The organism is Desulfogranum aggregans, from assembly GCF_055398265.1.
Window position 1 is genome coordinate 944,317 of the sequence record NZ_AP042447.1, and the last position, 13,793, is coordinate 958,109.

General features: G+C 52.7%; 14 protein-coding genes. 6 read left to right on the plus strand and 8 right to left on the minus strand.

Features of this window, described 5'->3' with window-relative positions:
* Positions 1-83: 83 nt before the first annotated feature.
* Positions 84-1,478, plus strand: a complete 1,395-nt coding sequence (locus ACZ52Z_RS04380) for a sigma-54 dependent transcriptional regulator (RefSeq protein WP_464269533.1) — start codon at positions 84-86, stop codon at positions 1,476-1,478.
* Here ACZ52Z_RS04380 and nikR read toward each other — a convergent pair.
* The 6 genes from nikR to ACZ52Z_RS04410 all read right to left on the minus strand — a co-directional run bounded on the left by nikR (position 1,466) and on the right by ACZ52Z_RS04410 (position 6,755).
* Positions 1,466-1,876: a nickel-responsive transcriptional regulator NikR gene (gene nikR / locus ACZ52Z_RS04385; RefSeq protein ID WP_464269534.1), complete on the minus strand. Its 411-nt coding sequence runs from the start codon at positions 1,874-1,876 to the stop codon at positions 1,466-1,468. The two genes, ACZ52Z_RS04380 and nikR, sit on opposite strands and share 13 nt — an antisense overlap.
* Before the next feature lie 11 nt (positions 1,877-1,887).
* Positions 1,888-3,306, minus strand: a complete 1,419-nt coding sequence (locus ACZ52Z_RS04390) for a M48 family metalloprotease (protein ID WP_464269535.1) — start codon at positions 3,304-3,306, stop codon at positions 1,888-1,890.
* A 76-nt stretch (positions 3,307-3,382) separates the two neighbouring features.
* Positions 3,383-4,267 (minus strand): amino acid ABC transporter permease, encoded by an 885-nt coding sequence (locus ACZ52Z_RS04395; RefSeq protein WP_464269536.1) that lies wholly within the window; start codon positions 4,265-4,267, stop codon positions 3,383-3,385.
* Positions 4,268-4,287: 20 nt separating this feature from the next.
* A complete protein-coding gene (locus tag ACZ52Z_RS04400; protein WP_464269537.1) occupies positions 4,288-5,115 on the minus strand; it encodes a transporter substrate-binding domain-containing protein in 828 nt (275 codons plus the stop codon).
* A gap of 74 nt (positions 5,116-5,189) precedes the next feature.
* Positions 5,190-5,951: an amino acid ABC transporter ATP-binding protein gene (locus tag ACZ52Z_RS04405; RefSeq protein WP_464269538.1), complete on the minus strand. Its 762-nt coding sequence runs from the start codon at positions 5,949-5,951 to the stop codon at positions 5,190-5,192.
* Between the two features lie 12 nt (positions 5,952-5,963).
* On the minus strand, positions 5,964-6,755 hold the full coding sequence (locus tag ACZ52Z_RS04410) for an amino acid ABC transporter permease (RefSeq protein WP_464269539.1): 792 nt from the start codon (positions 6,753-6,755) through the stop codon (positions 5,964-5,966).
* Positions 6,756-7,080: 325 nt separating this feature from the next.
* On the opposite strand from ACZ52Z_RS04410, the gene ACZ52Z_RS04415 reads away from it, so the two are divergent.
* From ACZ52Z_RS04415 to ACZ52Z_RS04435, 5 genes are all read left to right on the plus strand, one after another.
* Complete coding sequence (locus ACZ52Z_RS04415; protein WP_464269540.1) at positions 7,081-8,745, plus strand: ABC transporter ATP-binding protein; 1,665 nt, start codon at positions 7,081-7,083, stop codon at positions 8,743-8,745.
* Positions 8,746-8,811: 66 nt separating this feature from the next.
* Positions 8,812-9,162, plus strand: a complete 351-nt coding sequence (locus tag ACZ52Z_RS04420) for a DsrE family protein (protein WP_464269541.1) — start codon at positions 8,812-8,814, stop codon at positions 9,160-9,162.
* Complete coding sequence (gene uvrC / locus ACZ52Z_RS04425; RefSeq protein ID WP_464269542.1) at positions 9,143-10,999, plus strand: excinuclease ABC subunit UvrC; 1,857 nt, start codon at positions 9,143-9,145, stop codon at positions 10,997-10,999. The genes ACZ52Z_RS04420 and uvrC overlap by 20 nt, the downstream gene beginning before the upstream one ends.
* Positions 10,989-11,204 (plus strand): (2Fe-2S)-binding protein, encoded by a 216-nt coding sequence (locus ACZ52Z_RS04430; RefSeq protein ID WP_464269543.1) that lies wholly within the window; start codon positions 10,989-10,991, stop codon positions 11,202-11,204. Before uvrC ends, ACZ52Z_RS04430 begins: the two co-directional genes overlap by 11 nt.
* A complete protein-coding gene (locus ACZ52Z_RS04435; protein WP_464269544.1) occupies positions 11,194-12,369 on the plus strand; it encodes a hypothetical protein in 1,176 nt (391 codons plus the stop codon). Before ACZ52Z_RS04430 ends, ACZ52Z_RS04435 begins: the two co-directional genes overlap by 11 nt.
* Positions 12,370-12,523: 154 nt before the next feature.
* Here the strand turns inward: ACZ52Z_RS04435 and ACZ52Z_RS04440 are convergent, their stop codons facing one another.
* A complete protein-coding gene (locus tag ACZ52Z_RS04440; RefSeq protein ID WP_464269545.1) occupies positions 12,524-13,189 on the minus strand; it encodes an alpha/beta hydrolase in 666 nt (221 codons plus the stop codon).
* 47 nt (positions 13,190-13,236) lie between these two features.
* Positions 13,237-13,785: an acyltransferase gene (locus ACZ52Z_RS04445; protein ID WP_464269546.1), complete on the minus strand. Its 549-nt coding sequence runs from the start codon at positions 13,783-13,785 to the stop codon at positions 13,237-13,239.
* Positions 13,786-13,793 lie beyond the last annotated feature (8 nt).

Sequence of the window (13,793 nt, forward strand, 5' to 3'; positions counted from 1 at the left end):
CTTTACTTTTCCACAGGGCTGACCTTATAATTACAAAAAAGATATTACGAATACAAAACTGAAACAGACAGAAGGCACCGGACATGAACAAACAGAAAGTATCTGTACTCGCCTACGAAGAACATTCCGGAGTGAAGGACAACATTATCGAGGCCTTGGCTTCCACCTCCAACATCACGTTTCAGTACGATCAGCATTCCTTTCAGAGGGAGATAGCCAAAAAACAGTATGATGTCATTTTTATGGATGTCATCCCTTCCAACGGCTACACCTTCGAGTTACTGAAAACAACTCAGTCCCAGACTCCCTATACCCCGATAATCATCACCTCCACCGAAGAGAAAGCAGAACTGATTGTCGAGGCTATACGCCAGGGGGCCTATGATTTTATCGCTCCTCCGTTTTCCAAAACCAGAATACAGCTGGTCGTGGAAAAGGCAATCAAACAACGGGAACTGGAAAACGAAATAGCCTATCTGCGTAGAAAGCAAGATATCATCTATAACTTTGATGCCATTATCGCCGAATCACCGAGCTTCCAATCGGTGATTACCAGCCTCAAAAAATTCGCCCTTGCCGACTCCACCATTTTAATTACCGGTGATACCGGAACCGGCAAGAGTTTTCTCTCCGGTACTATTCATTACAATTCTCCTCGCCGGCAGCACCCGTTCATAAAAATCAACTGTGCAAACATACCCGAGTCACTGCTGGAAAGCGAACTGTTCGGCCATGAAAAGGGTGCCTTCACCAGTGCGGAAAAACAGCGGATAGGAAGATTTGAACAGGCAAACGGCGGGACCATCTTTCTCGATGAAATAGGAGAAATTCCTCTTGAAATCCAAGCCAAACTGCTGCGGGTCATAGAGGAAAAATCTTTTGAGCGCGTTGGCGGCAACAAAACCATAAAAGTCGATGTGCGGGTTATAGCCGCCACCAACAAAAACTTGCCGGAGCAGGTTGCGGAAAACAAGTTTCGTGAAGACCTCTACTACCGGATCAATGTCCTGCCGGTTAAACTCCCTCCATTACGTGAACGGCCGTTATGCATAATTCCAATTGCGGAAAAATTGCTGAGCAAGGCAGCGGCCTCTATGAAACGGACAGTCAAGGGATTTTCACCCGATGCCCTCGACCTCCTGAAAAACTACGATTGGCCTGGCAATATCCGTCAACTTGCCAACACCATCGAACGAGCCCTGATCCTGGAGGAAACTGATGTTATCAACCTTCAGTCCATCCAGCTACCTGATGCAAATGGTTTTCAACCGCGGAATACCCGATCCGGCGAGTCCTTGGAAGATCAGGAAAAAGAGATCATTCTTCAGGCACTGGAAGATAATCTGTGGGTGCAGAAAAACGCAGCCAGGAGTCTTGGCATCAGTCCACGCGCCCTTAACTACAAGGTGAAGAAATTTGCGATTACTCATCCCAACTGGCGCAGGAACAAGAGCGGGCCTGATACTCAGGTCAGGTGACCGCCGGTGCTGGACATGGTCAGATTCCCATCTTTCACCCCTTTCAACGCCATGAGACGGGCTGCAAGCTCTTTGACCGTTGAGGCCTTGCCCTTGACGATGGTGACCTCAAGACAGTTATGGTGATCCATGTGTACGTGGGTCGTCGATGTAATGAGGTTATAATAGTCGTGTTGCAGCTCGGTAATCTTTTCCTGCAGCTGTGATTTATGGTGGTTGAAAACCAGGGTGACCACCCCTACCACTTCACTGTCTTTTTTCCACTCCTCGCTGACCTGAGTCTTGCGAATCAAATCCCGAATGGCCTCTGACCGGTTGGAATAACCTCGCTCCTCAATATAAGTATCAAACCGGGCAAGGAGTTCCTCTTCAAGCGATATCGAAAAACGTTTCAACATGATGGTGGGGCTCAATTGTCTTTTTCAAGCTCTTTTAAGCGTTCCAGGAGCGAAAGAGCTTCATTGCGGATTTTTTCCGGCACATCGGTTTGCATGGAGACATCTTTAAAATATTGTTTGGCGCTTTTTACTTTCCCCTTGTACAGGGAGTATTTACCCAGGTAGAAGCGGCTCACATGCGGCTGTCCCAGCTCGGCATACACGCGACCGAGCTCGTAGTATATCTGTGCACTCTGCGGCATTGCCCCGGCCACCCGGGTAAAAAGATCCTTTGCTGTTCGCGGATTTCCCAGCCGGTGTTCCACTTGGGCAAGCTGCCACACCCCGTACATGTCAAGAGGATTTCTCTCGACGATGGGAATGAGGACATCCCTGGCTTGTTTATAATGTCCGTTTTCGGCAAGGATTGCGGCGCGGTCGATATCGAGAATGGTCCGGCCAGGGAACGCCTCCTCCACCTTTGCCAGCGACTCCAGCGCCCTTTCGGGGTTATGCTCATCTGAGGCGAGCAGAGCCAGGCCGTAATTGGCCATGACTCTCTGAATTTCCACTTTGCTGGTGGCCAGCGTGTTGGCGCAATAAATTCGTAGCTTTTCCGGTTCCTTGGTCTGCTGTAACACGCGATATTTAAAGCGAAGAAAGGCAAAATTATCAGTGTTCGTGTAATAATCATCCCGCTGGTGCTCATCCATTGCAACCAATGACTGCACATAATCGAGACGCGCCTCAGGATTGGGGTGCGTCAGCAGGTACTGCGGCAGTTGACCTGATCGGTAGCGTGCAATACGCCGCATGGTGCGCAGCATTCCCTCCATCGCCCCGGGGTTGCGCTGCATGCGCTGCATCCACTCAAAAGAGAGCCTATCGGCCTGCTCTTCGTCGTTCCTGCTGTACTGCAGCTGCAATGCCTGGCCGGCAGCCAGAGAACCAGTCAAAAGACCTTGGGAAAGAGCGGGAATGCCTAAGGCTAAGCTTGCAACCCCCAAGGCTAAGGTCGCCGCGCTGATCTTTCCCCCTTTGTCAAGACGCTGGGCGATATGCCTGCTTACCACATGCCCGATCTCATGCGCCAGCACACTGAGCAGTTCGTCCTCATTCTGCATGGTTTCGATCAGCCCTGTATAGAAAAAGACAAGCCCGGCCGGCGCAGCAAAGGCATTAAACTGCGAACTTTCAACAACAAAAAAATGATAGTTGAAATACTGGGGACCCACTATATCAAGCACCGATTTACCAAGCGAATTGATGTAGTGATGAATATCAGGGTCATCAAGGATGGTGAATTCGCCCCGCACCGAAAACAGCAGCTTCTCCCCAATGCGGCGCTCTTCACCAATGGTCAAAGCCGAGGCGCGCAGAGGTACAGCGGCCAGCATGGTCATACACAGTAGTGAGACTATAATTTTTTTCAATCGCAGACGTACATCCATAGTTTGCTGGAGGGCGTTAAACAGAAGATGACCACACGGTAATTGCTCTTCAACAGCAGTGCAACCGCAATCGTGCTCAACCAGAGGTGCGACTATAGCGTTGTTCCAGTCGATGAACAGCGGCCGAGCAGGGAAAAGTCAGCAGAAGATACATGCAGGCCACCGTCACCCATACCTCAATGGTCAGGTAGGTAGAGGCCATCAACTGTGTCCCCTGATAGGTGAGCTCCTGAATCGAGATGACCGAAACAATGGCAGAATCCTTAATCAAGGAGATCACCTGTCCAGCCAGGGGGGGTAATACCCGCCTGATTGCCTGGGGAAGGATGATATGGTACAGGGTCTGCCACCTTTTCAACCCCAGGGCATGGGCCGCCTCCCACTGATGCCGGGAAATGGATTCTATGCCGGAACGGATAATTTCTGCCACATAGGCACTCTCAAACACCGCCAGAGTCAACAGGGCTGAAAGAAAAGCGACAAACGAAGCACGTGGGCCAAAGCAGAACTCGAGCAAACCCTGCATGACCGGCGGCGCATCTTCCATCAGGCGTTCGACTCCCAGTATCGGCAGGATCTGATCGGCAAGAAAAAAATAAAAGATAAAAATAATGACCAAAGGCGGGAGGTTGCGCATCAGCTCGATATAACAGCGGGAGAGCAACTGCAAAAACAGACTTTTGCTGGTGCGGGCAAGGGCCATAAGCAAGCCCAGTGCCAGAGCCAGCACACTGCCCAGCAGGCTGAGACGAATGGTTACCAACAGACCGTGGGCCAGGTAATTGGACACCCACCTCCCCTGCTCCGCATCATAGCGAAAAATATACCTGGGGATAACTCCCCAGTTCCAATTATATTCAAGGCCAACGGTTATCCTGTAAACAATAAACCCTGCTGCTCCAAGCAGCAGGGCGACAAGCAGGCCGTCCAGCGGACCGATGGCAGATCGTCTGGAACGCATGGCGTTCAATTACCTATTCATTATTGCAGTTCTTTCTTCCATTGGGTTGTTTCGAACCAGTAATGATAGCGCTCGTCAATCCAGCCTTTGGAGCGCACGATCTCAATCCAATTGTTGAAAAAATTAAGGGTATCGAAATCCCCTTTGCGTACCCCGAAGCAAATGGGTTCTTTCATCAACTGCTCATTGAAGGCATGGAGAGTATCCGGCGATTCGGCGGCCATATGAGCGGGAAGCGGCTGACCACCGACCATGGCATGCACCCTGCCGTTTTTCACTTCCTGAACCGCTGCCGGTTCGTCGTCAAACAGACGCATGGTGGCCTTGGGGAAATTTGCCTTGGCAGCAACCGAGGCAGTGGATCCCAAGCGGGCGGCAATGGTTACCTCGGGCCGATTGAAATCATTGATGCTAAAGCCTTCGGTCATTTTTTTGTTCGCGAGCAGCCCCTGACTGGTGTAGTAGTAAGGCCTGGAAAAATTGATCTTCATATTCCGTTTCGGAGTCACCGTCATTCCACCAATAATCACGTCAAACTTACCAGCGACCAGCGAGGGGATGATGCCGGACCATTTGGTGGGGACAAATTCAACTTTGACCCCCATGTCCTCGGCCAGCTGACGGGCGACATCGATTTCCAATCCGACGAGTTCGCCGTTTTTATCCCGCATGGCCCAGGGTACAAAAATATCCATCCCAACCCTGATCGTGCCCCGTTGAATGATCTGCTCAATGGTACTTTCTTCGATCAACTTCTTCTGCAGTTCTCCGGCTGTTGCCGTGTACCCTGTCAGGGCCACCACACAAAAAACGATCAGCACGCCGAGAATTCCGGTTAGATGTTTCATACTCTTACCTCCTTTGTTGAGAGAGACGCGGGGATTCCCCATTTTGCCCAGTCCTTATCACCTTGCTGTATAACTTACAGAATTTGCCGAAGAAATTCATTGGTTCTTTCCTCTTTTGGCGAAGAAAAGAAGGAAGTGGTATCATTTTCCTCAACCAGACGGCCATCTTCCATAAAGACCACCCGGTCACTGACTTCCTTGGCAAATCCCATTTCATGGGTGACCACCACCATGGTCATCCCTTCGGCAGCGAGGTTGCGCATAACATCCAGCACTTCCCCAATCATTTCCGGGTCAAGCGCGCTGGTTGCTTCGTCAAACAGCATCACCTTGGGTTTAAGGGCCAATGCCCTGGCTATGGCAACGCGTTGCTGTTGTCCACCGGAAAGGCGGTCGGGATAACTGTCTATTTTCTCGCTGACCCCGACCTTTTCCAGCAGGGAAAGGGTAACAGCCGTTGCTTTCTGCTTACTGCTTTTCCGCACCAGCTGCTGGGCCAGGTTGACGTTTTCCCTCACGGTCAGGTGCGGAAACAGGTTAAATGCCTGGAATACCATTCCAACCTCACGCCGAATCTCCAACCGATGCTGTTCGTTATCATCGAGGGGGATACCATCAACGATGATCCGCCCGGAGTCGATTTCCTCCAACCCGTTCAAACAGCGAAGAAACGTTGATTTACCGGAACCGGAAGGGCCGATAACCACCACCACCTCCCCCTTTCTCACCTTCACGGTAAAGTCATCCAGCGCCTTGGTCAGACCGTCAAAGGTCTTATTCAGGTGTTCGGCAATAATGAAATATTCGTCGCTGTTGGAATCCGTTGGCTGTTGCATATCCTGGCGTAACTATGTCCGTTGGGGAAAAATATTCTCCAGCAGGGAGACCAGGCTGGAGAGCAGTAGAGTAATCAGCAGATAGATTGCCGCCACTGTAAACCATATTTCAAAGGTCATGAAGGTCTCGGCAATAATAGTTCGACCTTCCATGGTTAGATCATACACAGCGATGGTACTGACCAGGGCGGAATCTTTGATCAGGGATATTGCCTGACTGGTCAGGGGTGGCAGAATGCGTCGAATCGCCTGGGGAAGAATAATTTTGCGATAGGTATCATAAGAGGAAAGTCCCAGGCTGTAGGCAGCTTCCCACTGCCCTCTGGCCAAGGAGGTGATCCCCGCCCGGATGATTTCTGAGGCATAGGCCCCTTCAAAAAGGCTCAAGGCCAGTACAGCAGTGGCAAAACGCCCAATATCAAGGATTGGCGCCATGACAAAGTAGAGAAAGAAAATCTGCACCAGCAAAGGGGTGTTGCGTATGATTTCCAGATATACTCTGGCAACCACCCTGCCGACAGGGGACGACGACATACGCAGCAGAGCGGTAACAAGTCCGATGGCACCGGCAAGAAACAGGCTGACAAAGGTAATCTTCAACGTTACCCACAGCCCTTTTAGCAGAGGCCCGGCAACAAAACTCCCTTCCTCTACCTGTCCGATGTACTGGGGTACCTGGTTCCAGTGCCAGCTGTACGTTATGGAGTCGCCGCCTCGTATAACAAACCAAAGGGCGAGAGCGGCAACGATCAGAAAGCCGACTACATCACGGCTGATTCGTTTAAACGAACGAGAATGTTTCATCACTTTGGCAGGGCAGAAAACAGTTCAGGTAGAAGCAGGGTGAACAGACGCAGTCCATCGAACCACAACGGGCCGACCAGGTGCAGATTGTCGACAGTAGTGGGGGGCAGTAGAAAGGAACAAAGCTAACGCAGTACGGCTCCTGCCTGTTCGTATTCCAACCCGAGGTGCTGCATTGAACACCCATACTAATAATTTTCTCCTCATTTTCAAGCCCTTGTGAAAAAAAAGAGTACACTGCGCCCCATATCTTCCTGTTGCCGTCTGAATCACTGTAGAGTAGAGTGGGCTACTTGTCCGTCCATGACCGATCACATTTTATTGTATGCAATCACTGCTTTCCATACACAATCTCTCTCTGCGCTTTACCAGTGCCACAGGTATCAGCGGGGATCAATTTGCGCTGAAAAATATCTCCCTGGAAATCAAACAGGGAGAGACCCATGCTCTTGTCGGTGAGTCCGGATCAGGTAAATCCGTCACAGCCCTTTCCATCCTGCGTCTGCTCGAGGATGTCAGCAGTGTGACCAGCAGCGGACAGATTATTTTCGATGGTACGCGGATTGATACGCTGCCAACCAACCAGGTCAGGTCCTTGCGCGGCAATAAGATCGCCATGATCTTTCAGGAGCCGATGACCTCGCTCAACCCGGTCTATACAGTTGGTAACCAGCTGCTCGAGCCGTTGATGCAGCATCAGCAGCAGTCAAAAGCTGAAGCCTATCAGCGAGCCGTGCGCCTGCTGGACCGAACCGGTATCCACGATCCGGCAGGCCGGTTCAACAGTTACCCTCACCAACTCTCTGGCGGTCAGCGACAGCGGGTTATGATTGCCATGGCCCTTGCCTGTCGGCCCAAACTGCTCATAGCCGACGAACCGACCACCGCCCTGGACATAACCATCCAGGAACAAATTCTCGACCTCATTCAGGATCTGCAGCAGGAATACAACATGGCGGTGCTGCTGATCACCCATGATTTGCCGATGGTCAAACAGCGAGCTGATACGGTATCCATCATGCATCGAGGAGAAATTGTTGAGCAGGGGGGGACCAATACTATTTTTCAACACCCAGAAAAATCCTACACCCAACACCTGCTGCAGGCTATTCCAACGGCAAAGCGTGAGCAGCGCCCTGCTACCGAGCCTTTGGTTGAACTCAAAAAAATAACCTGTCATTTTTCCCTTAACACGGGATGGCGTGATCGACTGAAGCGAAAGCGAAACGTTATCACAGCGGTTGACGGTGTCGACCTGACCGTTGAGCGGAAGAAAACCCTGGGCATCGTCGGCGAATCGGGTTCAGGTAAATCGACCCTGGCCCTTTGCCTGCTGGGGCTGCATCGATTTACCGGTTCGGTCACCTATCATACACAACAGGGGAGCGTGGATCTGGCCAATCTCTCCAGCCACCGTTTTCGCCCCTATCGCAAAGAGTTGCAAATTGTCTTCCAGGATCCGTTTTCCTCTCTGTCGCCGCGCATGTCTATTGAGCAGATTGTCGGTGAAGGGCTTCGCGTGCATCGCATAGGCAACAATGCCGCTGATCGGGAGGCCAGAATACGTGATGCGCTCTCTGCCGTTGAGTTGGATCCTGCTGTTGCCGATCGCTTTCCCCATGAATTCTCCGGTGGACAACGCCAGCGGATCGCTATTGCCAGGGCATTGATTTTACGCCCTAAACTCCTTATTCTAGACGAACCGACCAGTGCACTGGATATGACCATCCAGCGGCAGATACTGGAGCTGCTGCAAAAATTACAAACCCAGCTCGGCATGACTTACATATTCATTACCCATGACCTGCGGACCGTTCGTGCCATAGCCGACAACATCGTCGTCATGCAGGAAGGACGAATTGTTGAAGCCGGAGCTGCTGAGGAGATTTTCACCCACCCGAAACGACGCTACACCCAGGCCCTGTTTGCCGCTGCATTTCACCAGCAGGCCCCATCCCATGGACATGCAGCATCGACAGCATCCTGTTGAGGACATCGCTGAAAACACCGCAAACACGATGAGTATTCAACACCAACACCCTACCAAGGAGGAGACATGATCTATAAAGCTGTTTTCCATATTAATATGGATGATGAGAAAGCGCTCGCTATTGCCCTGGTCAACGTGACCAACCTGTTGAAAAATGTCAATGGCAAGCCCTATGATCTGGTGGTGTTGTTTAACGGACCGGCAGTAAACGCCATGGTGGAAAAAAACTGTGTGAATCACTCAACAAAGATACTGGAGCTGCAAAAAGAATCGGTTAGCTTCAAAGTCTGCAATATTGCACTGGAAAAGTTTGAAATCAACACCCAAGAACTGGTAGCCGGTTGCGAGGTGATTGCTGCCGGCATTGTCCACCTGATAGATTTACAGAACGAAGGGTATGCCTACATCAAACCATGACGATCAACCTTCACCGGAGAGGGAATCTCCCCTTTCCGGTGATTTTCTCACCACGGTGAGTACCGGGCCGGGTGTGTACCTGATGCTCGGAAAAAACGAAGTGCTTTATGTGGGCAAGGCGATCAATCTGCGCAAGCGATTAGCGCAGTATGCCCATTTTTCCGGACCGCCGCATGCCAAAACCAGGGTTATGCTCTCCCACCTCCGACGTGCGGAAACCATTCTGACCACCACGGAAAAGGAAGCGCTTATCCTGGAAGCCTCCCTGATCAAAAAACACCGGCCGCGGTACAATGTTATCCTCAGAGATGACAAAAACTATCCGCTGATCATGGTGTCGACCGCTGAGGAGTGGCCCCGCATCAGTGTAACCCGTAAACGGCTTCGCGACGGTAACCGCTATTTCGGGCCCTATGCCTCCACCTCTGCCATGCGCTCGACCCTGAAGCTGCTCTACTCCCTCTTTCCCTTGCGTCGCTGTAAAACCTTTCGTCCCCGGGAAAGGGCCTGTCTCAATTTTCAAATGGGCCGCTGCCTGGCCCCCTGTGCCGGCAAGGTGTCGCATGCGGAATATATGCAGTCTGTTGCGGCGGTGTTGCGCATTCTCGAGGGCAAGGCAGACCAGGTTGCCACCGAACTCCAGCAGCAGATGGAAAAGGCATCAACAAACCTCTGCTTTGAAAAAGCCGCCCTTTACCGCGACCAGCTGCGGGGACTCAAACGCACCCTGGAACACCAGGCTGTGGTTGCCGAGCACCATATCGACCAGGATATTTACGGATTTTTTCGTCAGGATGCGGCCGTTGGCCTGGCGTTGCTTTTTGTCCGCTCCGGTATTATAACCGGTGTACAGACTTTTTTCATCGCCGACCCTATTGGCGACGACAGTGCGGTCGTAACAGAGGCGATGCTCCAGTATTATTCGTTCCAACGTATTCCTCCCAGGGAAATTCTGCTCCCCTTCCCTATTGAGGACAGTGAACTCGTTCGAGACCATTTTATAGACCTGCGGGGCAGTACGGTGACTCTTTCGGTCCCCCGCAGAGGCAAGCGAATGCAACTCATGCGCATGGCGGCAAGCAATGCGGAAAAACTGTTTTCCGAACAGGCAAAAAAAGAAAAAAGTTGGAACGCGCTGGCCACCACCATGCAAAAAAAGCTGCACCTGCACAACGTTCCGGAAACCATCGAATGTCTTGATATCTCCAATCTGCATGGCAAGCAGGCTGTCGGCTCCCTGGTCTGCTTCAAGAACGGAGAAAAGGCAGCCAAGGACTATCGCCATTACCGCATTCGCGGTCTTGACACCCCAGATGATTATGCCATGATGGAAGAAGTCCTCCAGCGGCGATTTGCAGCGCGCAAAAATGACCGTCCCTTGCCGGACATGCTGCTTCTGGACGGCGGAAAAGGCCAACTTGCCCGCGCCTGCGACGTGCTTGCCAAGGCAGACCTCCTTCATGCCATCGACCTGGTCGCCATTGCCAAGGAAAAACAGGAGGAAGGGGAAAAGCTCTTTCGTCCCGGCCGCAAAAACCCCATTCTGCTACCGGCCAATTCTCCGGCCCTGCTTTACCTGATGCGCATTCGCGACGAATCCCATCGTTTCGGCATCACCTTTCACCGAAAGCTCCGCAATAAGCAAACCCTTCATTCCCGACTGGATGAACTCAAAGGCGTTGGTGAAAAACGAAAAAAACAGCTTATCAGATCCTTTGGCAGTGTAAAGCGGGTTGCCGCAGCGCAGCTCGAGGAACTCGAAGCCGTTCCGGGCATCGGTCCGGAGCTGGCACAAACAATCTATACCCAGCTGCGCGAGCCCAACCATGAAACCTGACCAGAAAACAATGGCCCGCCTCAAGCCTGGCTGCATCTGCAAAGGAATTAAGCTGATCGCTCTGCTCAATGCCATCGAGGCAGGGGCGGCAACAGTTGACGAGGTGACCGCGGCAGCAGGTATTGGCGATGGCGATTGTGGTGGAAAACGATGCCGAAAAAAAGTAGCCGAGCTGCTCGCAAACCGAGAGCAGGATGATGCCTGAACCGCGCCTGGACATATTGCTCTACGCCCACGACGGCAGAGGTATTGGGCACGCCAGCCGAACCATCGCCATCGGCATGGCCCTGCGGAGGCTACACCCCGGGCTGAGGGTGCTTTTCATCTCCGGGACCCCTCACGCTCAGGAACTGCGGGGAGCCTCGCCTCTGGACTGGATCAAACTTCCCGGATACGAAACGGTGATTCGCGAGGGTATATCACGCGGCAGCAGAGGGATGTCCAACTTTGAAGACCGGGAACTGGGAACTTTGCGGGCAACCATGCTTAAACAGGTGGTCACACTCTATCGACCACGCTTGATCCTGGCCGATCATTCACCCTATGGCAAACACCGGGAACTGCTTCCTGCGTTGGAGGCTTCTCTCCCCTACGGAACCGAATGGATCCTTGGAGTACGGGGCGTTGTCGGCAATGTCCGTCAGGTTCATTCGGCTTCGGCCACCGAGATATTCAGCAAGTACTATCGAGGATTGCTCTGGTACGGCGACAGCAACGTCCTTGGTACTGACCACCGGCAACGGGTGGCAAAAGGATTTGGCTGCGATCCGGTGGAAACCGGCTATGTTGCCCGAATGGCCGAACTCGAACACAGCGCGTCCATTCCCCCATCCCGCGCCCTCTATACGGGCACTTTGGCCATCCCCTGGCTCGGTGAAAAGCCTGATGAGCTGTTTACCCTCCTGAGTAAAGTACTGCCTCGGCTGGAGGCAGGAAACGGACGATGGAAAATTTTTCTCCCCCGGAAAAGGCTTTACGCCTATGCAGGCATCGGACTGGGGGGATTGGAGGCCATTCCCGGGTGCGAACTCGCACCTTTTGGGCCGGAATATCACAAGGTACTGCTCAGCTCCAGGGTGGCGGTTATTTTCGGTGGCTACAATTCGTTAACCGATGTCCTCTATGCCGGCCTTCCTACGGTCGTACTTGAGCGAAACATGGAGGACGCGGAACAGCAGCTTCACCTCCAACGCTTGGCCCGATTTACCGACAATTACATCCTTTCCCTCCCGGAAAGAGACCTCCAGGCCGAAACCCTCTACTCCATGCTGCGCCAACAGCTCCAAAAATCGACCAGCCAGCGGCCTTTATTCCGGGTTAATCTGCACGGAGCAGGCATTGCCGCCGATTATCTGGCAACTCTCCTCTGAGCAGTATCCGCGTCCAAAGCGATCCTGGCACAGCGCTCAAGGTGCACCCACGCCCGAAGCATCCGGCACCCAGAAGGCGACGCACCATTGATTCGCTGTCATTCCCCCTCGGTCATCAGGCAAGGCATAAGGCCGGGATGTTGTGCAGCGCCTGCTATCGGGGGAGCAGGCGGTCCTGAATCCAGCTCGAAATATGATAGATCTGTTCCTGGCACACATTATGTTCCATGGGATAGGTACGATACTGCACCGAGTAGCCAAGATCGGTCAGTTCTTCGGCTGCCTGTTGCCCCAGAGCAATAGGCACCACCGGGTCCTGTATCCCGTGATGGATTTCAATGGGTATCCCTGCATTGACGGGGTTACGTTCGATGGTAGCGCTGGTTGCAAAATAGGTGGACATGGCCAGCAGTCCGCCCAGGGGCTTCGGGTAGGTTAAGGCCAACTGATAAGCAACAGCACCGCCCTGGGAAAAACCGGCCAGCAGGATACGCTCACTGGCGATCCCCCGTTCAATTTCCGCATCAATAAATGCCTGGATATGTCCAGCCGAGGTCATCAGCTGATCTGTATCCACTTTTCGATCGATATCCATGGTGAAGATATCAAACCAGGCCGGCATCACAAAACCGCCGTTCACGGTTACCGGGATCTTTGGTGCGTGAGGAAAAAGAAACCGGATTTTCAGCTCCGGGGGTAAACGCAGCTCAGGGACAATTGGTGCAAAATCACTGCCGTCCGCACCAAGGCCGTGAAGCCAGATGATGGCTGCATCGGGGTGGGCGTCGGTGGTCTGCTCGATAGCGGGCAACAAGGTCATGGATAGCCTCTCTCGTAAGGGTTGTACAGTATATTCGTTGCAAAGCTCTATTCATCGTCGTCCTGCAGGCGATATCGTCTTTTCTGCAGATGGTGCTGGAGTTCGCTGCCAGCAACCTCCTGGCGCTCACCGATTTTTTTGGCCGGATTACCGGCCCAGATCTCCCAGGCTCCGGGATTCCTTGTCAGCACTGAACCGGCGCCGATAACCACGCCGTCAGGGATGTGGGTTACCTGGTAAAGGACGAGGCTGCCGTCATGAATCCAGACGTCGCTGCCAATCCATTTATCCTGCCAGATGACGCCATGCTGCTCTTCCACGGCCAGGAGCGGTTCCCGACCCAAATGGATATGGTCGTGCGTATACACCCGGACCCTTGCGCCGATATTACACCACGGACCAACCCGGATGGAGCCGGTACAGTCGATCAGGGCGAACCGGCTGATCATCACATTGGTCTCCCTGCCAGGCGTTGTGAACACCTCCGGGGCAAGGATCAGCCGGCCGGCATGAATATGCTTGTGCGGCAACCTGACGGCCACCTCAAGAGAGCTGTCCAGTTGGGCCCGGGTGAGGGTTGTCGGTCGGAACTCCATCACTCCTG

What these genes read in the sequence shown, in the direction of transcription:
- ACZ52Z_RS04380 (WP_464269533.1), top strand. Translation starts at nt 84, where the DNA reads ATGAACAAACAGAAAGTATCTGTACTCGCCTACGAAGAACATTCCGGA.
- nikR (WP_464269534.1), bottom strand. Translation starts at nt 1,876, where the DNA reads ATGTTGAAACGTTTTTCGATATCGCTTGAAGAGGAACTCCTTGCCCGG.
- ACZ52Z_RS04390 (WP_464269535.1), bottom strand. Translation starts at nt 3,306, where the DNA reads ATGGATGTACGTCTGCGATTGAAAAAAATTATAGTCTCACTACTGTGT.
- ACZ52Z_RS04395 (WP_464269536.1), bottom strand. Translation starts at nt 4,267, where the DNA reads ATGCGTTCCAGACGATCTGCCATCGGTCCGCTGGACGGCCTGCTTGTC.
- ACZ52Z_RS04400 (WP_464269537.1), bottom strand. Translation starts at nt 5,115, where the DNA reads ATGAAACATCTAACCGGAATTCTCGGCGTGCTGATCGTTTTTTGTGTG.
- ACZ52Z_RS04405 (WP_464269538.1), bottom strand. Translation starts at nt 5,951, where the DNA reads ATGCAACAGCCAACGGATTCCAACAGCGACGAATATTTCATTATTGCC.
- ACZ52Z_RS04410 (WP_464269539.1), bottom strand. Translation starts at nt 6,755, where the DNA reads ATGAAACATTCTCGTTCGTTTAAACGAATCAGCCGTGATGTAGTCGGC.
- ACZ52Z_RS04415 (WP_464269540.1), top strand. Translation starts at nt 7,081, where the DNA reads ATGCAATCACTGCTTTCCATACACAATCTCTCTCTGCGCTTTACCAGT.
- ACZ52Z_RS04420 (WP_464269541.1), top strand. Translation starts at nt 8,812, where the DNA reads ATGATCTATAAAGCTGTTTTCCATATTAATATGGATGATGAGAAAGCG.
- uvrC (WP_464269542.1), top strand. Translation starts at nt 9,143, where the DNA reads ATGCCTACATCAAACCATGACGATCAACCTTCACCGGAGAGGGAATCT.
- ACZ52Z_RS04430 (WP_464269543.1), top strand. Translation starts at nt 10,989, where the DNA reads ATGAAACCTGACCAGAAAACAATGGCCCGCCTCAAGCCTGGCTGCATC.
- ACZ52Z_RS04435 (WP_464269544.1), top strand. Translation starts at nt 11,194, where the DNA reads ATGATGCCTGAACCGCGCCTGGACATATTGCTCTACGCCCACGACGGC.
- ACZ52Z_RS04440 (WP_464269545.1), bottom strand. Translation starts at nt 13,189, where the DNA reads ATGACCTTGTTGCCCGCTATCGAGCAGACCACCGACGCCCACCCCGAT.
- ACZ52Z_RS04445 (WP_464269546.1), bottom strand. Translation starts at nt 13,785, where the DNA reads ATGGAGTTCCGACCGACAACCCTCACCCGGGCCCAACTGGACAGCTCT.